Annotated in this window: 16 protein-coding genes and 1 pseudogene; 8 read left to right on the top strand and 9 right to left on the bottom strand. The window is 67.7% G+C overall.

Annotation, left to right across the window (positions count from 1 at the left end; genetic code table 11):
* Window positions 1-66 precede the first annotated feature (66 nt).
* Window positions 67-459, bottom strand: coding sequence for an MAPEG family protein (locus tag Q0L30_RS15500; RefSeq protein WP_296657958.1), 393 nt, complete (start codon window positions 457-459; stop codon window positions 67-69).
* 381 nt (window positions 460-840) lie between these two features.
* Between Q0L30_RS15500 and Q0L30_RS15495 the strand changes: the two are divergent.
* Window positions 841-1,446 (top strand): annotated as a pseudogene (locus Q0L30_RS15495) (GlxA family transcriptional regulator); the annotation flags it as partial.
* Between the two features lie 112 nt (window positions 1,447-1,558).
* Here the strand turns inward: Q0L30_RS15495 and Q0L30_RS15490 are convergent.
* Together Q0L30_RS15490 and Q0L30_RS15485 are read right to left on the bottom strand one after the other, a co-directional pair.
* Window positions 1,559-5,734 (bottom strand): translocation/assembly module TamB domain-containing protein, encoded by a 4,176-nt coding sequence (locus Q0L30_RS15490; RefSeq protein WP_296657955.1) that lies wholly within the window; start codon window positions 5,732-5,734, stop codon window positions 1,559-1,561.
* A gap of 73 nt (window positions 5,735-5,807) precedes the next feature.
* The gene (locus Q0L30_RS15485) at window positions 5,808-7,523 is read right to left on the bottom strand and encodes an autotransporter assembly complex family protein (RefSeq protein WP_296658047.1); all 1,716 of its coding nucleotides are present in this window, start codon (window positions 7,521-7,523) and stop codon (window positions 5,808-5,810) included.
* A gap of 625 nt (window positions 7,524-8,148) precedes the next feature.
* On the opposite strand from Q0L30_RS15485, the gene Q0L30_RS15480 reads away from it, so the two are divergent.
* The 4 genes from Q0L30_RS15480 (at window position 8,149) to panD (ending at window position 10,954) form a co-directional block, all read left to right on the top strand.
* The gene (locus Q0L30_RS15480; RefSeq protein ID WP_296657952.1) at window positions 8,149-8,334 is read left to right on the top strand and encodes a DUF3460 family protein; all 186 of its coding nucleotides are present in this window, start codon (window positions 8,149-8,151) and stop codon (window positions 8,332-8,334) included.
* Window positions 8,334-9,236 carry a ScpA family protein gene (locus Q0L30_RS15475; protein WP_296657948.1) on the top strand — a complete coding sequence of 301 codons (903 nt, stop codon included), beginning with the start codon at window positions 8,334-8,336 and terminating at the stop codon, window positions 9,234-9,236. Before Q0L30_RS15480 ends, Q0L30_RS15475 begins: the two co-directional genes overlap by 1 nt.
* Window positions 9,237-9,577: 341 nt before the next feature.
* Entirely contained in the window at window positions 9,578-10,420 is an 843-nt protein-coding gene (panC, locus tag Q0L30_RS15470) for a pantoate--beta-alanine ligase (RefSeq protein WP_296657946.1), read from the top strand.
* A 147-nt stretch (window positions 10,421-10,567) separates the two neighbouring features.
* Window positions 10,568-10,954, top strand: coding sequence for an aspartate 1-decarboxylase (gene panD, locus Q0L30_RS15465; RefSeq protein WP_293035614.1), 387 nt, complete (start codon window positions 10,568-10,570; stop codon window positions 10,952-10,954).
* Between the two features lie 89 nt (window positions 10,955-11,043).
* On the opposite strand, the gene Q0L30_RS15460 is transcribed toward panD, so the two are convergent.
* The gene (locus Q0L30_RS15460) at window positions 11,044-11,673 is read right to left on the bottom strand and encodes a ParA family protein (RefSeq protein ID WP_296657937.1); all 630 of its coding nucleotides are present in this window, start codon (window positions 11,671-11,673) and stop codon (window positions 11,044-11,046) included.
* A 227-nt stretch (window positions 11,674-11,900) separates the two neighbouring features.
* Between Q0L30_RS15460 and Q0L30_RS15455 the strand changes: the two genes are divergently transcribed.
* The 3 genes from Q0L30_RS15455 to Q0L30_RS15445 all read left to right on the top strand — a co-directional run bounded on the left by Q0L30_RS15455 (window position 11,901) and on the right by Q0L30_RS15445 (window position 14,003).
* Window positions 11,901-12,320 carry a PaaI family thioesterase gene (locus tag Q0L30_RS15455; protein WP_296657934.1) on the top strand — a complete coding sequence of 140 codons (420 nt, stop codon included), beginning with the start codon at window positions 11,901-11,903 and terminating at the stop codon, window positions 12,318-12,320.
* Window positions 12,321-12,431: 111 nt separating this feature from the next.
* Window positions 12,432-12,971: a bifunctional adenosylcobinamide kinase/adenosylcobinamide-phosphate guanylyltransferase gene (cobU, locus tag Q0L30_RS15450; RefSeq protein ID WP_296657931.1), complete on the top strand. Its 540-nt coding sequence runs from the start codon at window positions 12,432-12,434 to the stop codon at window positions 12,969-12,971.
* 48 nt (window positions 12,972-13,019) lie between these two features.
* A complete protein-coding gene (locus tag Q0L30_RS15445; protein ID WP_296657929.1) occupies window positions 13,020-14,003 on the top strand; it encodes a cobalamin-binding protein in 984 nt (327 codons plus the stop codon).
* 38 nt (window positions 14,004-14,041) lie between these two features.
* On the opposite strand, the gene cobC is transcribed toward Q0L30_RS15445, so the two are convergent.
* From cobC to Q0L30_RS15420, 5 genes are read right to left on the bottom strand one after another with little or no spacing between them, the layout of a single operon-like run.
* Complete coding sequence (gene cobC, locus Q0L30_RS15440; RefSeq protein WP_296657927.1) at window positions 14,042-14,650, bottom strand: alpha-ribazole phosphatase; 609 nt, start codon at window positions 14,648-14,650, stop codon at window positions 14,042-14,044.
* On the bottom strand, window positions 14,635-15,411 hold the full coding sequence (locus Q0L30_RS15435; protein WP_296657924.1) for an adenosylcobinamide-GDP ribazoletransferase: 777 nt from the start codon (window positions 15,409-15,411) through the stop codon (window positions 14,635-14,637). The genes cobC and Q0L30_RS15435 overlap by 16 nt, the downstream gene beginning before the upstream one ends.
* A 51-nt stretch (window positions 15,412-15,462) precedes the next feature.
* Window positions 15,463-16,536, bottom strand: a complete 1,074-nt coding sequence (cobT, locus tag Q0L30_RS15430; protein WP_296657922.1) for a nicotinate-nucleotide--dimethylbenzimidazole phosphoribosyltransferase — start codon at window positions 16,534-16,536, stop codon at window positions 15,463-15,465.
* Between the two features lie 43 nt (window positions 16,537-16,579).
* Window positions 16,580-17,425, bottom strand: a complete 846-nt coding sequence (locus tag Q0L30_RS15425; RefSeq protein WP_296657919.1) for an ABC transporter ATP-binding protein — start codon at window positions 17,423-17,425, stop codon at window positions 16,580-16,582.
* Complete coding sequence (locus Q0L30_RS15420) at window positions 17,422-18,423, bottom strand: iron ABC transporter permease (RefSeq protein WP_296657917.1); 1,002 nt, start codon at window positions 18,421-18,423, stop codon at window positions 17,422-17,424. The genes Q0L30_RS15425 and Q0L30_RS15420 overlap by 4 nt, the downstream gene beginning before the upstream one ends.
* Between the last annotated feature and the right edge of the window lie 20 nt (window positions 18,424-18,443).

Below are 18,443 nucleotides of genomic sequence, written 5' to 3'. Positions count from 1 at the left end.
ACACAAGCACGCCTGCGGGCGTGCTTTTTTTTTGGGCTTCGCGGATTTCCGTGCACGGCCGGAGGGCTAACGGCCGACGAGCAATGCAATACAGAGGGCCGCCCCGAACACGTAGGTTCCCAACGCCCCGATAGCACGGGCCGGATTGGGCTTCGACATGGTGGGCCAGGCAACGAGCGAGACCACCAGGAGCAAGCGGCAGGCCATTGCGCCTGCCATGCACCAGAGCTGCCAGTGAGGCGGATTCTGAGCGCCGAGATACAGAAATAGCGCCGCAAAGAACGCCGCGTACTCGGCGGTATTACCGTGAGCGCGAACCAGTTTGGTTAGCAGCAGGTCAGGTTCGGGCGCATAGCCGCTCAGCAGCCCGACGCGAGAGCGCACGACCGTGACGGAGAGTCCAAGTACGAACAGAAGCAAACCAAGGACACAGGTGCAAGCCAGTGCGATGCCGTTCATTTCATACTCCTTGCCTGAGAGTCGAAATCAGTGATTCGGGGACGCCTCGCGGGCGATGGTTCGTGACGGTGCTGACCCGCTTCCTTGCCCCTCGCGCACGCGGGGAGGATGGCGGCACCCCAAACCAAAATACATCGAAAAACCGGCACGGCGCGATACGCGCGCCGAACGCCGTTCGCACCGCGTCGTCCGCGCGTTCGATATCAGTGCGGCGACCGGAACCTCGCGCGAACGTCGTCCAGGAACGCTTGCCGCTGCCGCCCAGGCGGCGATGTGCCCGCCTTTGTGGAGGCGGTTATCGTGCGAAGGCGGGGCATGACGGCCTTCTCGCGGCAAAGGCCGGACTCAGCCGAACTCAGCCGAACGTAAACGCATAAGCCTGCACTCGTGCTGGCCGAAAGCGGCTTGCTCGACGGGCGCGAAGCCACGACCACCTGGTGGCTTTCCCCGATGTTCCGGCAACGTTACCCTCGCGTGCACCTGGATGCCCATCGCATTGTCGTGCCCAGCGGAAGCACGGTAACGGCAGGAGCGGCCCTGAGCCATCTCGACCTGGCACTCTGGCTGATCCGCAACAACAGTCCTGAGCTTGCGGCGCTCGTAGGCAAGTACCTCGTATTCGATTCGCGGCCTTCGCAGTCTGCCTTTGCGATCTCCGATCATCTGGCCCATTCGGACCCGCTCGTCGAGCGTTTCGACCGCTGGGTGCGCGAACACCTCGACACGGCCATCACGCTCGACGACGCCGCCGAAGCCTTGGCGACCAGCAAGCGCACGTTGACGCGACGTCTAAACGAGGTGCTCGGCAAAACGCCCGTTGAATACATTCAGGATCTGCGGGTCGAGCGCGCCGTTCATCTGCTGAAAACGAGCAGCCTGAGCGTGGATCGCATCGCCGAGCAGGTCGGTTACGCGGACGGCGTGACGCTGCGCTCACTGCTGCGGCGGCGGATAGGTAAAGGGGTCCGTGAGGTGCGGGCTTCGTGAGCCTGATGGAATTTTCGCGAAGAACCTTGTTTGGCCCGCGCAAGACACACCCAACACACCCAACACACGCAACACACACGACACACGAAACGCCCGGAAGCTGCCCCGCGAGCTACCACCGGATGCGGTCGAAGCGCCGCGTGTAATTGACATCGGAGCCGTAGAACGTGCCGCCGTATGCGGACACCGACCAGTAGCGCGTGAGGTTCACGGTCGCCTTGACCGCGTTCGCCGCCGACTGCAGACCCTGCTCGAAGCCGATCACGAACCATTCGTTGATCGCCTTCGCAATCATCACCACCTGAGGGTCGGTCAGGCCCACCTCGCTGCGCCCGATCGAGAATTCGTCGAGCCCCACCGACTGCGCGATGCGCTTGCCGCTCGCGCTGCCGAGCAACGCGAGCGCCGTCGTCATCGCGCTCTGCTGGCCGACGTTGTTGCCCTGGTCGGTGCCGTGGCCGAACAGCAGCCACGAAAGCTTTTCGTTGTCGACCACGTTCGGCTCGGAAACCAGCTTCACGACCGGCGCCTGGATCGTGCCCGTGACCTGCACGCCCGCTTCGACCTGCTGGTTGCGCCGCATCGCGAGGATGTTGATGCCCGGATTGGCCACCGGCCCGTTGAACGTGAAAAAGCCGTTCTCGATCGCGAGCTTGCGGCCGAACGCCGTGTACGTCGAGCCTTCTGTCACGCGCACGTTACCCACCGCGCGCAGCGGTACGGACGGCTCGCTCATGGCCGCGATCGTGCCCGCGAGGCCGAGATCCGCGCCCCGCCCGCTGAAGCGGAAGTCGTGGCCGAGGTCGATGTCGATGTGCGCGCGCGGCGCAAAACGCGGCGCGGGCCGCGTGCCGGCCTTTTCGGCCTGCGCATCGAGAGGCGGCGGCCCGCCGCGCGTCGTGCCGTCGGGACGCACGATCACCACGTCGTTGCCGAGTTCCGGCGCGGGCGATTCGGGCATGTCGAAGCGTGCGTGATCGACGGTGAATTTGCCGTCGATCTCCATATCGCCGAGACGCCCGCCGTTCGCGATGCTCGCGCTGCCCGAGAGCGACAGGCGGCGATCCGGCGCGGCGAACAGTTCGAGCTTGTCGGCGACGAGGCTCGCCGTGAGATCGGGCTCGTCGTTGTCGAGGCGCACACGGCCCGTCGCCCGCAGCGTGCCGCTCGCGCCGTGGAACTCCACCTGCTGGAATTCGACGAGGTTTTGCGAAAGCATGACCCGGATCACGCCGTCCTTGAGCTGCATGCCCTGATCGACGAGCGTTGCGGAAATCCCGTCGCCGACGAGCGGCCCCGACACGTTCGGCCGCGCGAGCGTTCCGGCGAGCGCCAGTTGCAGCGAGAGATGGCCATCGAGCAGATAGCCGGGGCCGAACAGCCCGCCGGTGGTCTTGAGCGACGGCACATTCGCCTTGATCGTGCCGCCGACCGGCGCTTCGTTGGAGAGCGTGAGGACGCCGTTGCTCGGCGTCAGCGAGGTGTACACATCGACGTCGAGCACGCCCACGCGGCTCGCCTGCGCGCGCGCCGTCACATCGAGCCGGTTGCCGCCGCTGAAGGCCGCGCGCGCATTGAGGTCGCCGATGCCGAGCGATGCCACGCCGCGCCCGACCTCGGCCGTGATGTCGCCCGAGCGGCGCTTGATCTGCAGATAACCCGTCGCGCTCTGGCCAATCGAGAAGTTCCAGTCGCCGTCGAAGACCAGGTCCGTCCTGAGATTCGACTGCACGCCCGTGAACTGCTGGCGCAGTTGCATCACGCGTGCAAGCGAGACGTTGGTGAGCGAGCCCGACGAGCGGATACGGCCATGATCGAAATCGAACGACTTGAGTTCGAGCGAGGCGCCCACCAGCGCGAGACGCGTGGCGCCGAGCGTGAACTTGCCTGCGCCCGCGCTCACCGTGAGCGGCGATGCGAGGGTAATGTCGGGCGCGCCGCGGTTTAGCAGCTGCGTGACGGTGCCGTCCCAGCGCGTGCCGTCGCGTGTCTCGGAGAGTCCGCCGTTCGCGGCCAGTTGCACGTCGACGGCCTGGCCCTGCACCTTGCCCTTCGCGCTCGCGGTGAGCGTGTGCTTCGCGCGCGTGCCCGTGAGACGCGCGGTGAGCGTCGCGATATCGACGCCCGCCACGGCGATCCCGCTTGCGTCGGTGCTGAATTCGAGCGCGCCGTTGGCGCCGTCGCGCAGTTCCGCATGTCCTTGCGCGTGGCCGAGCCGCGTCTCGCCGAAGACGACTTGCTCGGCCTTGTAGTCGAGGGCGACGTCCGGGTGCGCGAAGGTGCCGGTGAGATCGCCGCTCGCCGCGATCTGCCCGGCGACGCCGAAGCCGAGCCGGTCGAGCTGCGGCGCATCCACGTTGAAGCGCAGCCGGTCGCCGCGTGCGCCGAAGCTGCCCTGCAACGCCACGTCGTTGCCTGCCACCGAGAGATTCGCGCGGCTCGGCAGGATGCGCGAGCCCGCGAGCTGGACGAGGCCCTCGCCCGTGAGCGGCAGGTCCGCATAGACGCTCGGGCCGAGTTTGAATTCGGCCCGGGTGGTGAACGCGGGCGCGAGCGCGCCCGTCGCGTTGAGCGTGCCGTTCACGCGTGCTGTGACGCGTTGCGGCGGTGTGCGCGCGGCGGTAGGCGACGCTGCGCGCGACGTTGACCGGGGCGATTGGGGCGCCTGGGTCGTCAGCGAAAGCGGATCGAAGTTGGTCAGCGCCGCCTTGAGCGTGTAGGTGGAATTCGCGTCGTGCTTGATCGCGCCCGTCACATCGATACGGCCCGCGCCCGAACTCACGCGCACGTCGTTGAACGAGAGCCGCGCGGGATCGAACGTCACCTTGCCCTGCGCACGCAACGCAGCCTTCGGATCGGCGAGGTCGAGGGCGATGCTCTGCACGTCGCCGGCAAGGTGGATCGTGATCGGACCGGCCAGTTGCGTCGGCCGCACACGCGCCTCGAGCGCGTTCAGGTCGAGGTTCGCCACCTTGAGGTCGAAGCGCCCGTTGCGCCCGCTGATCGTGCCGCCGCCCTTCAGTGTGGCGCCCTTCACGAGCCGCACTTCAAGGTTCGCAAGACGCTGCGTATGCGCGTCGAGCACGACGTCGCTGCGCGCCTCGACGAGCGGCAGCAGCTTCGCGTCGATCGCTCCCGGCTTCGCATTCACGATCGAGACGTTGCCTGCGACGGTGAAGCCCGCAGCGCGTGCGTTTTGCTGCGCGTTTTGCTGTGTGTTCTTGCTGGCCTGCGCCGCAGTTTCCGAAGCTGCCGAAGCCGCCGCATCCGGCTTGAGCGCGGCAGCGGCACCCTGCACGGGCTGAAGATCGGCGCGCACGGCGAGATCGGCGAACGGCGCGCCGGGCGAAAAAGCCTGCGGATTGACGTGATCGAACGCGAGTGTCGCGCGCCTGAGCGGCACGGCTGCGAACGGCGTCGCCTCGACGTGCGCGCGGCCCGTGAGCTTCATGCCGCTCGCGTCGAGATCGGCGGTGAGCGCCGCCAGCGTTCCGCCGACGCGCCCGCTCACGTGCACGTCCTCGTCGCGGACCTTGCCCGCGTAGCCGAAGTCGCCCGAGAGCGGAAACGGCTCGACGCCGTCGAGCTTCGCCCGGGCGCTCACCGCGCCGTACGGCGTGTCGAGCTGCTCGACCACGGCCTCGTGATGCCGACGGTCGCTGCGCCCGTGAAACACGAAGCGCGAGAATTCCGATGTCGAGGCGCCTTCGTGCAGCGTGAGCTTCGCCACGCGCAGATCGCGAATGTCGAGCGCGAGCGGCAATTGCAGATCGCGGGGCAGCGACATCGGCGTGGACGGCTCGGTCGACGGCACGAGGCGAAGATCGATTTCGCCGATGTCCAGGTAGTCCACGACGAAGCGCCATGGCCGCGCCGAGAGCGCCCACTTGCCGCTTACGCGATCGACGGCAAAGGTCGCGCCGTGCGCGTCGTGCCAGCGCACGTCGCGCATTCGCACGCCCGTTGCGAGCGTGCCGCCGTCGAGCGTGCCGGCAAGCTGCCCGCCGAGCACCCTCACCGCCGCACGCCACGCGAGCGCCGTGCCGCGCTCGGTCGTCGCCGCGCCGTAAAGCAGCCCCGCCACGAGCGCGACGATCAGCACCGGCACCGCGACCGTCCACGCGAGCGCGCGCACGATCCGGCGCGGACGGTGTGGCGGTGATGGCGGCGGCGGTTCAGCGCCCTGGCCGGACGGCGGCTCCTCGGGCGGTGCGCCGCCGCCCGCCGCTGGCGCATCGAGCGCAGCCGCGGCAAGCATGAGCCAGCGGACGACAAAACGCGCGCTCATACGGCGGCTCCCGCGGCGTCTCCAGCAACGGGCAGCAGCGTCGAAACGAAGCGCAAGGTCGTGATCGTCGTCATCAGAAAGCAATCCCGAGCGTCAGATAGGGCCGCACGCTGCGGTTGCGAAAACCATACGCGAGATCGAGGTTCACCGGGCCGACCGGGCTGCGCCAGCGCGCGCCCACGCCGGCGCCCGTGTCGAACACCTTTTCGCCCCACGCATCAGTGGCGGTGCCGACGTCGAAGAACGCCGCGCCGCCCCAGTCGTGGCTGAACCAGTGCTGATATTCCGCCGATCCCGTCGCGAGATACTTGGCCGGCAGGATCGAACCGGCAACATCGTTACCGAGGCTCTCGAAGCTGTAGCCGCGCACCGAATTCGAACCGCCCGCGCGAAACAGCAGCGAGGCCGGCACGTTGCGCGACCCGGAGCCCGTGAACACGCCGCCGAGCTCCGCGCGAAACAGCACGAGGTCGCTGTGGCCGATCGGCAGGTATTGCTGGCCGCGCATGTAGCCGCGAACGAAAGTCGCGTCGGAGGCAGCGTCCTTCACGGCGAAGCCCGCCTCCACGCGGACCACGTTGCCCGAGCGCGGGAACAGCGGATCATCGACGTTGCGGCGCGTCCAGCCCCACGACGGCACCAGCGCGCGGGCCATCGTGGGCGATCCGACGTTCTGGTACAGGCGGTCCTGGTAGTAGAGCAGCGCGTACGAGTAGTCGATGTTCTGCGAGGTGCGCGTGCGCTGCAAGCCTGAGCGGAAGCTGTAGATGCGCGTATCGGACACATCGGTGGTCGTGTACGAGATGAGCGCGCTGTTGGTCCAGGCGCGCGGGCCGGGCGGCATCGAGAGCTGCACCTGGCCGAACTGCTGGATCTGGTCGAGACGCCCCTGGAACTGGAGCGGCCACGCGGCGCCGAAAGTGTTGAGATACGTGTACGAGCCCTGCACGTGCGCGCCGGTATCGGTCGAATAGCCGACGCTGCCGCGGAAATTGTTGTACGGGAACTCGCTCACCTTGGCGTGCAGCGGCGTGAGCAGCGGCTTCTGGGTGTCGTTGTCGACGTCGATGGCCACGCTGGCGAAATACGGCGTGTTCTGCAACTGGCGATGCAGTTCCGTCACGCGGCTGACGTCGTAGTACTCGCCCGGCGAGATCGGGTTGACGTTGTCCACGATCCAGGCCGGATAACGCCGCGTGCCCGATACGTCGAGCGGCCCCATCGTGAAGGTGGGGCCGCTGTCGAGGGTGAGCGTCAGTTGCGCATCGTGCCGCAGCGGATCGATGCGCGCCTCCGACTGCACGATCCTCGCGCCGAGATAGCGCCGCGACTGCAGCGCCTTGAGCGACGCATTCTTGGCGTCGTCCCAGCCCGACTGCGTGAACGGATCGCCGCCGTGCAGCGAGAACGCGAAGCGGGCTGCGTTCTCCTGCTTCTTGTCTTCGGTGAGCACCGGGCCGCGAAATGTAAGCGTCACCGAAGAGATCATGGTGCGCTGCCCCGGATCGACACTCACGCGCACGTGCCGCCTGCCGTTCACGGTGTCGGTGTCGGTACGCACGACCGCGGAGAAATAGCCGTCGGTGGAGGCAAGATCGCGCACCTGCTGCGGCGTGGCGGTCACGAGGAATTCGAACTGATCGTCGCTGACGTCGTTGCGCGTCGCGAAGCGCGCGATGTCGAGGTGCGTTTCGAGCAGCTTGCGCAGCTCGCGCGGCCTGGCGTCGATCTCGACGTCGTAGTAGGTGCGCGCGCGCAGCCACGGCAGCAGGTTGTCCAGCGCGGCCAGCGCAGGCGTCGCGGCGAGCAGGCCGGCAACGAGCCATGCACAGAGCAACCCGGCAAACGACGCGGAAAGCGACGCGGCAAAACGGCCGGCCGCCGCCACGCCGCAGCGGGCGCGCGGCACGCTGCCAGCCGCCGCTGCGTGCACCGGCCGCGCAGCCCTTGAGGGATGCCGCCACGCGCGCCACGCTTCGATCACCCTTCCCGCCAAACAAGACCTCCGGCCTTCGTAGAACTGGTCGCCACCGGTTGTGCCGCGCCACGCGCGCACCATGGCGGTGTACGCGTGGCGCGGCAAGAACGTGTTATTTCACCACATCGGCGGACGCGCACTCCGTAACGCGGCGCAAAAAGGGCCGCAAGCGCCCATCCGGGCCCGCTGCGGCGCGCCTTGGCGGCCCTGGCACGCGCTGTGCCACCCGCTCTGGCACCCGCTCTGGCACCCGCTTCGGCGCCCGCTCCGGCATCTGTCTGGGCACGACCTGCAGGCGCATCCGGCGCAGCCCGCGGATCCAATGCACCTCCCGGCCGCATGTTGCGCACGCTGCGCTTGCTGTAAAATTGCCGACGACATAAACAGCGGCGGGCTCGCAATGGTGCGATCCCGCCATTTTTCACGGACGTCGGCCATGTATCAGTCGGACATCACGCAGTTCCTGAACCAGTTGAAGCAGAAGCACCCGCAGCTCGAAGAGCAGCAACGCAAGGGCCGTGCGCTCCTGTGGGACAAGCAGCCGCTCGATCTCGACGAACGTGAGCGCCAGCAGGCATCGCGCGTCAAGCAGACGGCCTACGTCTACTACCAGAACTTCTGATGGCCGAGGCCGACGGGGCCGGAACACCCAAAGCGGGACACGCCGCGGGCACGCCGGCGCACAGTGCGGCGGACGAGGCGCTGGCCGCGCCCGCAACGGATTCGACGCCCGATACGGTTGACGGCGTCGCATTCGCACGCCTGTACGGCGAGCCGCTCTTCAAGCTGCCGCAGGACCTGTACATCCCCCCGGATGCGCTCGAAGTCTTTCTCGAGACCTTCGAAGGCCCCCTCGACCTGCTGCTCTACCTGATCCGCAAGCAGAACTTCAACGTCCTCGACATCCCGATGGCGGATGTCACGAGGCAGTACCTCGGCTACGTCGAGCAGCTGCGCAAGACCAATCTGGAACTCGCGGCCGAATATCTGCTGATGGCCGCGATGCTCATCGAGATCAAGTCGCGCATGCTCCTGCCGGTCAAGAAGGCCGATACCGGCGAGGAAGCCGAAGACCCGCGCGCCGAACTCGTGCGCCGCCTGCTCGAATACGAGCAGATGAAGCTCGCCGCGCAGCGCCTCGACCAGCTCCCGCAGCTCGGGCGCGACTTCCTGCGCGCCGAGGTCTACATCGAACAGAGCATCACGCCGCGCTTTCCCGACGTCGACAGCAACGACCTGCGCGCCGCATGGGCCGACGTCATCAAGCGCGCGAAGCTCGTGCAGCACCACAAGATTTCGCGCGAGGAACTGTCCGTGCGCGAACACATGAGCGTGATCCTGCGCAGGCTTCAGAATGCGCGCTTCATGGAGTTTTCCGAGCTTTTCGACACCACGCGCGGCGTGCCGGTCGTGGTCGTGAACTTCATCGCCATGCTCGAACTGTCGCGCGAATCGTTGATCGAGATCACCCAGGCCGAGCCCTTCGCGCCGATCTACGTGCGGCTCGCCTACCTGCCGGCCTGAGCGTCCCGGAACATCCCGCGACGCCCGATCCCGCGCCACGAAGCCGCCGCGCGGACTGCCCGTGCACTGCGTAGCACCGCCCTCTGCACGCCCGCGCCCGTCGTCGCGGCGGTGTTCACACCCCCGATTCCGGCGTTTGCGCCCGGCACCTCGCCGCATGCCCCCTCCGTCAGGAACGGCTGCGCGACGCGCTCAAATCCTCTACAATCGCCCGCGCCTGCCTTGCCGTCAGCGGACAAAACGTCCGCCGCTCCAACCGGCTCCCCGAACTGGCCCGCCGCATCCGGTGGCCGGTGGCTGCAACCCCGTCTTGCCCCGCGCGAGGCATAACGCATCCGATCATGAAAGTCATCAGTTCGATTCAGGAATTGCGCGACCAGTTGCGCGGTCAAAACCGCACCGCGTTCGTGCCGACCATGGGCAACCTTCACGAAGGCCATCTGTCACTGATGCGGCTCGCGCGCCAGCACGGCGATCCGGTCGTGGCGAGCATCTTCGTCAACCGGCTCCAGTTCGGTCCGAACGAGGACTTCGACAAGTATCCGCGCACACTCCAGGACGATATCGACAAGCTGCAGAAAGAGAACGTCTACGTGCTGTTCGCGCCGACCGAACACGATATGTACCCGCAGCCGCAGGAATATCGCGTTCACCCGCCTCACAACCTCGGCGACATTCTCGAAGGCGAATTCCGCCCCGGCTTCTTCGAAGGCGTGTGCACGGTCGTGATGAAGCTGATGTCGTGCGTGCAGCCGCGCGTCGCCGTGTTCGGCAAGAAGGACTATCAGCAGCTGATGATCGTGCGCGCAATGTGCCAGCAGTTCGCGCTGCCGACCGAAGTGATCGCCGCCGAAACGGTGCGCGACGCCGACGGGCTGGCGCTCAGCTCGCGCAACCGCTATCTGACGCAGGCCGAGCGCGCCGAAGCGCCGCAACTGGCCGCCGTGCTGCGCGCGATTCGCGAGTCGATCCTGTCGGGCCGGCACGACTTCCACCAGCTCGAACTCGACGCGATGGCCACGCTCGCCGCGCGCGGCTGGAATCCCGACTACATCGCGATCCGCAAGCGCGCGAACCTGCTGGCGCCCGTTCCGGGCGTGGCAGCCGACGCCCATGCGCCGCTCGTCGTGCTGGCCGCGGCGAAGATCGGCGCGACGCGCCTGATCGACAATCTGGAAATCTGACCCGGCTTTTTATCCGCGGCTTTTTATCCCCGCTTATTTTCCACGCGAATTTTTCACGCTTTCATCCGTGCTTCACGGGCGGCCGCCGCGCCGCCCCAAGCCTGACCAGCGGCGGGCCGAACGCCCGCCCGCGAGAGGAGACTCCCCATGCAACGCCACATGCTCAAGTCGAAGATCCACCGCGCCACCGTCACGCACTGCGAACTGCATTACGAAGGCTCGTGCGCCATCGACGAAAACCTGCTCGAAGCGGCGAACATCGTCGAAAACGAGCGTATCGACATCTGGAACGTCAACAACGGCGAGCGTTTCTCGACCTACGCGATCAAGGGCGAGCGCGGCAGCGGCATGATTTCGCTCAATGGCTCGGCGGCACGACGCGCGCAACTGGGCGACCTCGTGATCATCGCGGCCTTCGCGAACGTGGATGAGGCGGAATTGAAGGCCGGCTGGAAGCCGGACCTGGTCTTCGTCGACGAGAACAACCGCATCAAGGGCAGCCGCGACCACGTGCCGACCCAGAACTGGACCTGAAGTCCGGTTTCGCGGGGCGTGGGCTCGCGCGCCCCGCGCGGTCGCTTATTCGGCACTCATTTGCGGCCTGTTTGTTGCCTGTTTGTTGCCTATTTTTTTCCATTGACCCAGGCAAGGATCGACTGCCACTGCTCCAGATCCTTCTCCACCCGGCTTTTCGCGACATCCCACAGCGTGAGGCCGTGCGCGGCAAGCTGCACGTAGTTCTGCGTGTCGCGCAGATAGCCGAGCACCGGCAGATTCAGTCCCTCGACAAAGCGCTGCAACTGGTCCGCCGAGCGCGTGCGCGCGTCCACCCGCATGCCGACCACCCCGACCTGGATCGTCCCCTTGCGGACCGCCTTTTCCTTCGCCAGCCGGTCGAGGAAGTCCTGGGTCGCGAGAATGTCGAACATCGACGGCTGTAACGGCACGATCACCTTGTCCGCCAGTTCGATGATCGCGCCGAGCCGGTTGCCGTGCAGGCCCGCGGGCGTATCGATGACCGCGTGCTCGAGCCCTTGCGGCGGCTTTTGGGGGGTGTCGAGATTGACGCCCCAGCTTTCGATGGCCGGCAGCGTTGCAGGCCGCAGATCGAGCCACGAATGCGCGGATTGCTGCCGGTCGAGGTCGGCGAGCGCCACCCACTCGCCCTGCGCGGCGAAATAGCCTGCCAGATTGGTGGACAGCGTGCTTTTGCCCACGCCGCCCTTGGGATTCGCCACCACGATTACCGTCATGAATACTCCTGTCAGGATGGCTGACGCGCCTGCCAGCCGGATTGCCAAGGTATCTGCCTGGCTGCGGGTCGGCGGCCGGAACGCGCGCGGGCGGAGATGCCCGTGCGCCGGAATCCGGCCGGCGCCGTGATCCAACCGTCCGATAATATCGGCAAATCCCGCGCTGCCGAAGTCCCGGACGTGAAGCGGCCGTCAATGTCCCCCTTTTTTCGAGGAACCGTTCGACCATGAGCAAGCTGCGAACCGACGTCACGATCGACTCCCTGCGCGAGCGCCAGCGCGGCCGTCTGCCGGATCTGCTGGGCTTTCGGGCGACGCGCCTCGAAGCGGGCCTGTTGCGCGCCGAACTCGACATTCGCGACGATCTGCTCGCGCCGAACGGCTTTCTGCATGCGGCCACGGTGATCGGGCTCGCGGATACGGCCTGCGGCTACGCGTGCCTCGCGCATCTGCCGCCCGATGCGAAGAACTTCACGACCATCGAACTCAAGAGCAACTTCCTCGGCACCGCGCGCGAAGGCACGATCACGGCGGTCGCGACGGGCGTCCATCTGGGCCGCAGCACGCAGGTCTGGGACGCACTCGTGAGCGCGCCCGACGGCAAGACCATCGCCCTGTTCCGCTGCACGCAGATGGTGCTCTACTGAGCGATGCGGGCCGCGTCGCGCGCCGAACGCGCGCCGAACGCAAAAACGGCACAACCCGCGCAAAAACGGCATTATCCCATCGCACTGCGACCGCACCGGTACAATCACGCGATGATTTCGCGCGACCTCACCTTCATCGTCGGTGGCGCGCGCTCGGGCAAGAGCGCGTATGCCGAACGCCTTGCCCGCGACAGCGGGCTGCCTGTCACCTACATCGCCACGGCGCGCGTCGCGGACGACGAGCTTGCCGAGCGCGTCGCGCATCACCGGGCGCGGCGGCCCGCGCACTGGGCGCTGGTCGAAGCGCCGCTCGATCTCGCCGCCGCGCTCGATACGGCTGGGTCTAACGGCCAGTGCGTGCTGATCGACTGCCTCACGCTCTGGCTCGCCAACCTGTTGTGTCCGCCCGGCTCCGAAACCCCGCTGCCCGACTGGTCCGCGCGCGTCGACGCCTTCGCCGCCGCCTGCGAGCGCGCGCGCGGCACGGTACTCGTCGTGAGCAACGAGATCGGCATGGGCGTCGTGCCGCTCGGCGCAGCCACGCGCCTTTACGTCGATGAACTCGGCAGGCTGAACCAGCGCATTGCCGCGATTGCCGACCGCGCGACGTTCATCGCCGCCGGATTGCCGCTTGCGCTCAAGACGCCATGACACCATGACGCCGCGCATGCTCACCCTGCCCCGCACGGCGGCTTCGTCATGACGCGCCGCATGTTCGTTGCGCTGGCGCTCGGCGCGACCGTGGCGCTCACCGCGCTTACCGCGACCACCACGCGCGCCGCATCGGCATCGGCATCGGCATCGGCATCGGCATCGGCATCGGCATCGGCATCGGCATCGGTCAGCGTCGTCGACGATGCCGGGCGCACCGTCACGCTCGCCGCACCCGCACGGCGCGTGATCAGCCTCTCGCCCCACGGCACCGAACTGATTTACGCGGCGGGCGGCGGCGCACGGCTCGTCGGCACGGTCAGCTACAGCGACTACCCGGGCGCGGCCAAACGCGTGCCGCGCATCGGCGACGCCCTCGTGCTCGACCTCGAACGCATCGCCGCGCTCAAGCCCGACCTCATCGTCGTCTGGTGGCAAGGCAACGACCAGCAGCAGATCGACCGCCTGCGCGATCTGCACATTCCGCTCTTCTTCAGCGCGCCCCGCCGCCTCGACGACGTCGCGACATCGCTCACGCGCCTCGGCGTGCTGTTCGACACGCCGGACACCGCGCAGGCCGCCGCCGCGGATTTTCGCCGCGACATCGCGCAACTGCGCACGCGCTACGCGGGCCGCCCGCCTGTGAGCGTGTTTTACGAAGCGTGGGATCGGCCGCTGATGACGCTCAACGGCGAGAGCATGATCAGCGACGTGATCGCGCTATGTGGCGGACGCAACATCTTCGCGGGCTTGAAGCCGCTCGTGCCGACGGTTTCGACGGAAGCCGTGCTCGCCGCCAATCCCGATGCGATCGTGACGTCCGCGCAAGGCGCGACCGCATCCGATCAACCGCTGCCCGCGCTCGAAAGCTGGCGCGCGTGGCCGATGTTGACGGCAGTCAGGCACGGCAACCTCTTCGCCATCGACGGGGATCTGCTTACGCGCCCCGCCCCGCGCATCGCTCAGGGCGCGGCGCAGCTCTGCAAGGATCTGGATCAGGCGCGCGCACGTGACGCGGGCGCGAGCCGTTGATTCGCATCGGCTTGCATTGATTCGGGCTTCGAATTAACTCAGACGTTCCAGCGAACCAGCGACCACTGTCCGCTCGCCGCATCGCGCCGCAACCAGACGAGCGCGGCCATTTCCAGCGGCCAGCGCACGCAGCGCGAGAGCGACAGTTCGAGCGCGCGGGCCGTGATCGCGCGAATCACGCCCGCGTGCGTCACGACCCAAGCCGTGCTGCCTGCATTTGCTTCGTCTGCTTCACGCGCATCGCGCATCTCGTCGAACCACGCGCCTACACGGGCGTCGAACTGCGCAACGCTCTCGCCGCCATGCGTGCGGGCATGCTCGAAATCCGCGGCCCAGGCGTCGATCTGCGCGCGCTCGATCGCATCCCAGCGCCGCATTTCCCACGCGCCGAAGTCCATCTCGGCGAGCCTCGCATCGACGCGCGGCGCAAGACCGTGCGCCGATGCGAGCGCATGCGCGATCCGCGCGCAACGCGTGAGCGGGCTCGACTCAATACGCAACGGTGCGCGTGCACCAAGCGCATCGAGCCGCTGCGCGATCCGTGCGGCCTCGTGCGCCGCATCGCCCGCCAGCGCCACGTCGCTGCTGCCATAACAAACGCCAGGCTCGACGGTCACGGCGGGATGCCGGATCAGAACGAAATCCACGCGAGCCCCACGAGATAGATCGCGAGTTCGAACACCTGTTGCGCGAAGCCGAGACAATCGCCGGTATAGCCGCCGATGCGCTTCACGAAGTAGCGTCCGAGCGCGAACCGCAGTCCGGCGAGCACGACGAGCGTAGCGATGCCCGCATGCCAGTTGTGCGATTCGTGCCACCCAGGCCAGAAGAGCCACGGCAGACCGAACACGCACGCGAAGAGCAAAGCCGCAACGCTCATGCGCTGGGCGACCGGCTTCGCCTTGCCTTCGGCGCGCACGTAGTCGAGCGAGACGAGATAGCTGATCGCGCACGCGCGGCTCGCGGCGTGACCCGCGATCATCAGCATCGCGGCGCGCATGGGCGGCAGCGCGGCGAGCACCTGCCACTTCAACGCGAGCGCGACGACAACGCCGATCGCGCCGAACGCGCCGATCCGCGAATCGTGCATGATGCGCAGCACGTCCTCGCGTGTGTAGCCGCCACCGAACGCATCGCAGCAATCGGCGAGTCCGTCCTCGTGAAAAGCGCCGGTCGCGACGAGCGTCGCCGTCATCGACAGCAGCACCGCCACGCCAGGCGGAAAGACGCGTAGCGCCGCGAGATACACGAGCGCCGCCAACGCGCCCACCACCGCGCCCACGAGCGGGAAATAGCGCGCGGCGGCGTTGAGCCACGCGGGTTCGAAGCCGACCCAGCGCGGCACCGGCACGCGCGTGAAGTAGCCGAGCGCCGTGAAGAAGTAACGCAACTCCGCAAGCGGATTCATTGCCGATGCCTCACGTGCACGCTGCCTCCCGCGTCCCGCGCGCCCGCCGCATTACGCACCAGCCGCGCCGTCGTCGCCGCGATTGGCGACGCCCGCCGACTCGAAGCTCGCCATCTCGTTCAGGAACGCGCACGCCGCGCGCAGGAGCGGCACCGCGAGCGCTGCGCCCGTGCCCTCGCCGAGCCGCAGATCGAGCGCGAGGAGTTCACGCGCGCCGAAGTGATCGAGCATGCGACGGTGACCCGCTTCGTTCGATGCATGCGCAAACACGCAGTAATCGCGCACGCCGGGCGCGAGCGAATCGGCCACGAGCAGCGCCGACGTGGCGATGAAACCGTCGACCAGAATCGTCATGCGCGAGCGCGCCGCTTCGATGTAGGCACCCGCCATCATTGCGATCTCGAAGCCGCCGAACGTCGCGAGCACGTCGAGCGGCTCGCGCACGTCCGCATGACGCGCGAGCGCCGCCGCCAGGATGTTGCGCTTCTTCGCGAGGCCCGCATTGTCGAGACCGGTGCCGCGGCCGACGCACTCGTCGATCGGCACATTGCACAGACGGCTCATCAGGCACGCAGCCGACGACGTATTCGCGATGCCCATCTCGCCGAAGCCAATCACGTTGGTGCCGAGCGCCGCGTGATGACGCACGCGCGCCGCGCCCGCTTCGAGCGCGGCGATGGCCTGCTCGCGCGTCATTGCGCTTTCGTGCGCGAAGTTGCGCGTGCCGCGTGCGATGGCCACGTCGACGAGCGACGGCGACGACGGCAACGCCGTCGCGATGCCGGCATCGACGATCTCCAGCGTGAGCCCCGCGACGCCGCTGAACGCATTGATCGCCGCGCCGCCCGCGAGAAAGTTCGCGACCATCTGCACGGTCACGGCCTGCGGATACGGACTCACGCCTTCATTGGCGATGCCGTGATCGCCCGCAAAGACGATCATCGTGGGCCGCTCGACGACGGGATGCGTCGTCTGCTGGATCATGCCGAGCTGGCGCGCCAGCGTCTCGAGCCGGCCGAGGCTGCCGGGCGGCTTGGTTTTCGTATCGATCAGATGCTGCAGCTCGTCGCGCAGCGAAAGGTCCAGCGGCTCGATGTCCAGCAATTGGGAAAGAGTCGACGTCATGTTCGGGTCAAAGGGTTGAAGTTCACATTGGATAAAGCGGTATTCAGTTCGGGCGACGCGGTGAAGCTCCAGGCGCGGGCTCGCGCGAAAGCGCGGGAACGAGCGCCTCGTGCGCGCCTTCGCGGATCAGCACGAGCGGATGGCCGAACGCATCGCTTGCGCGGTCCGGCGTCAATACTTCGCCCACCGGTCCCGCGTAAAAGCCGCCACGGCTGTCGAGCAGCAGCGCATGCGTTGCATAGCGCCGCGCGAGATTGAGATCGTGGCAGGAAAAAACAATCGTGCGCGCCTCGAATCTCACCCAGCGCACAAGCGCTTCGAGGCAGGCGATCTGGTGATGCAGATCCAGATGCGAAAGCGGCTCGTCGAGCAACAGAAGCGGCGCATCCTGGCACAGCACGGCTGCGAGCGCGACGCGTTGCCGTTCGCCGCCGGACAACGAAAGCACGTCGCGCGCGGCGAGCGCTTCGAGGCCGAGCGCGGCCAGCGCCGCATGCGCCGCCGTACGGTCCTCGTCGCGCTCCCAACCCCAGCCCGCCAGATGCGGATAGCGGTTGAGCAGCACGATGTCGAGCACGCTCGCGTTGAACGCATCGTGCACGTCCTGCGGCATCAGCGCGCGACGCTGCGCGAGCTTGACGGGCGCCCAGTCGGCCAGCGTGCGGCCATCGATTTCGACGTGGCCTGCCGCGCTCGTGCGCAGCCCGGCCAGCGCGCCGATCAGCGTCGTCTTCCCCGCGCCGTTCGCACCGGCGACACACCAGATTTCACCGGCGCCGAAGGACAGCGTGAGCGATTCGACGAGCGTGCGTGCACCCGCGCGCAAGGTCAGCGCGCGGGCGGCCAGGATCGGCGTGCCATGGGTTGTGTGATCCGTTGTGTGCTTCATCGCGTGCGCCTGTGCAGCAGCATCCAGAGAAACACGGGCACGCCCGCGAGCGCGGTCACGACACCGACCGGCAACTGCGCTGGCGCGGCCACGGTACGCGCGGCGAGATCGGCGCCCATCACGGCGAGCCCGCCCGCGAGCGCGGCGGCGGGCAGCAACATGCGCTGGTCGTTGCCGAACGCGAGCCGCAGCATGTGCGGCACGACGAGCCCGACGAAGCCGATGGTGCCGCCCGTCGTCACGGCCGCCGCCGCCGCGAGCGACGCCACGAGATAGACGCGCACGCGCAGCCGCAGCACCGGCACGCCGAGCGCCTGCGCGGCCGCGTCGCCGCGCAGCAGCACGTTCAGTTGCGGGGCGACCGGCACGATGGCCGCGAGCACGAGCACGAGCGCACCGAGCGCCGCCCACGGCATGCTCGCGCCGTTGAGATCGCCCGTGAGCCAGAACAGCATGCCGCGCAATTGCGCATCGGGCGCGAGCGTAAGGAGCAGCGTGATGAGCGCGCCCCAACCCGCAGCCGTCACGGCGCCGGTGAGCAGCAAACGCGGAGAACTGTCCTGCGGCTCGCCGCGCCACAATTCACGGCGCGCGAGGCCGAGCACGAGCAGGATCGACGCGAACGCGCCCGCGCATGCGCTCGCCTGCACCGCCCACGCGGCCAGGCCAACGATCATCGCGACGAGCGCAAACGCGGCCGCGCCGCCCGATACGCCGAGCACATACGGTTCGGCGAGCGGATTGCGCAGCAGCACCTGCAGCAACGCCCCGGCAAGCGCGAGCAGCGCGCCGCACGCGAAGCCGCCGAGCGCGCGCGGCAGGCGCAGCGTGCGGACGATTTCAGCGGCCATGTCGGTGTTCGTGTGCGATGGCGACAACGCAGCCAGTGCCTGCGCGAGCGTGACCGGCACGCTGCCGATCACAAGCGATGCCGCGAACACAATAAGAGCGGCGAGCGTCAGCGCGAGCCAGATGACGCACGCGCGACGCGCGCTCATCGACGCCCGGAATCTGGGCC

It is taken from the genome of Paraburkholderia sp. (assembly GCF_024281035.1).
In the GTDB taxonomy this organism is placed as follows: Bacteria; Pseudomonadota; Gammaproteobacteria; order Burkholderiales; family Burkholderiaceae; genus Paraburkholderia.
This window is presented reverse-complemented; position numbering and strand designations above follow the sequence as displayed.

Excerpts from the sequence above, each read along its gene's own strand:
- Q0L30_RS15475 (WP_296657948.1), top strand. The coding sequence starts at position 8,334 with ATGGCCGAGGCCGACGGGGCCGGAACACCCAAAGCGGGACACGCCGCG.
- Q0L30_RS15500 (WP_296657958.1), bottom strand. The coding sequence starts at position 459 with ATGAACGGCATCGCACTGGCTTGCACCTGTGTCCTTGGTTTGCTTCTG.
- panD (WP_293035614.1), top strand. The coding sequence starts at position 10,568 with ATGCAACGCCACATGCTCAAGTCGAAGATCCACCGCGCCACCGTCACG.
- Q0L30_RS15435 (WP_296657924.1), bottom strand. The coding sequence starts at position 15,411 with ATGAATCCGCTTGCGGAGTTGCGTTACTTCTTCACGGCGCTCGGCTAC.
- Q0L30_RS15460 (WP_296657937.1), bottom strand. The coding sequence starts at position 11,673 with ATGACGGTAATCGTGGTGGCGAATCCCAAGGGCGGCGTGGGCAAAAGC.
- cobU (WP_296657931.1), top strand. The coding sequence starts at position 12,432 with ATGATTTCGCGCGACCTCACCTTCATCGTCGGTGGCGCGCGCTCGGGC.
- Q0L30_RS15420 (WP_296657917.1), bottom strand. The coding sequence starts at position 18,423 with ATGAGCGCGCGTCGCGCGTGCGTCATCTGGCTCGCGCTGACGCTCGCC.
- Q0L30_RS15490 (WP_296657955.1), bottom strand. The coding sequence starts at position 5,734 with ATGAGCGCGCGTTTTGTCGTCCGCTGGCTCATGCTTGCCGCGGCTGCG.
- Q0L30_RS15480 (WP_296657952.1), top strand. The coding sequence starts at position 8,149 with ATGTATCAGTCGGACATCACGCAGTTCCTGAACCAGTTGAAGCAGAAG.
- Q0L30_RS15445 (WP_296657929.1), top strand. The coding sequence starts at position 13,020 with ATGACGCGCCGCATGTTCGTTGCGCTGGCGCTCGGCGCGACCGTGGCG.
- panC (WP_296657946.1), top strand. The coding sequence starts at position 9,578 with ATGAAAGTCATCAGTTCGATTCAGGAATTGCGCGACCAGTTGCGCGGT.
- Q0L30_RS15425 (WP_296657919.1), bottom strand. The coding sequence starts at position 17,425 with ATGAAGCACACAACGGATCACACAACCCATGGCACGCCGATCCTGGCC.
- cobT (WP_296657922.1), bottom strand. The coding sequence starts at position 16,536 with ATGACGTCGACTCTTTCCCAATTGCTGGACATCGAGCCGCTGGACCTT.
- Q0L30_RS15455 (WP_296657934.1), top strand. The coding sequence starts at position 11,901 with ATGAGCAAGCTGCGAACCGACGTCACGATCGACTCCCTGCGCGAGCGC.